The sequence below is a fragment of the Inquilinus limosus MP06 genome, from assembly GCF_000767795.1.
GTDB lineage: Bacteria > Pseudomonadota > Alphaproteobacteria > DSM-16000 > Inquilinaceae > Inquilinus > Inquilinus limosus_E.
Window position 1 is genome coordinate 1 of record NZ_JANX01001106.1, and the last position, 756, is coordinate 756.

The window sequence follows — 756 nt, forward strand, 5'->3', positions numbered from 1 at the left end:
GCGGCCGGTGTTCAACCTGACCGGCACGGTGCTGCACACCAATCTGGGCCGCGCTTTGCTGGCCGAGGCGGCGATCGAGGCGGCGGTCGAGGCGATGCGCAGCCCGGTGTCGCTGGAGTTCGACCTGGCGACCGGCCAGCGCGGCGAGCGCGACGATCATCTGCGCGGCCTGCTGCGCGAGCTGACCGGGGCCGAGGACGCCACGGTGGTCAACAACAACGCCGCGGCGGTGCTGCTGGTGCTGAACACGCTGGGCCAGGGGCGCCGGTCGATCATCTCGCGCGGCGAGCTGATCGAGATCGGCGGCGCCTTCCGCATGCCCGACATCATGGCGCGGGCCGGCACGGTGCTGCATGAGGTCGGCACCACCAACCGCACTCATCCGAAGGATTACGTCGCGGCGCTGGGGCCGGAGGCCGGTCTGGTGCTGAAGGTCCACACCTCGAACTACCGCATCGCCGGCTTCACCGCCGAGGTGACCGCGCGGGAGCTGGCTCCGCTCGCCCGCAAGCACGGCGTGCCACTGGTGCACGACCTCGGCTCCGGCACTCTCGCCGACCTGGCCGCGATCGGTCTGGCCCATGAGCCGACGGTGCGCGAGGCGGTGGCCGAGGGCGCCGACCTCGTCACCTTCTCCGGCGACAAGCTGCTGGGCGGGCCGCAGGCCGGCTTCATCGTCGGCCGTGCCGACCTGGTCGCCGCGATCAACCGCAACCCGATGAAACGGGCGCTGCGGGTCGACAAGATCCGGCTGGC

The 756-nt window shown here is 71.8% G+C and carries 1 protein-coding gene; it reads left to right on the forward strand.

All coding sequences use genetic code 11. The features are described from left to right. The coding region (gene selA, locus P409_RS35480; protein ID WP_034849861.1) for an L-seryl-tRNA(Sec) selenium transferase at positions 1 to 756 on the forward strand (756 nt) is incomplete at both ends.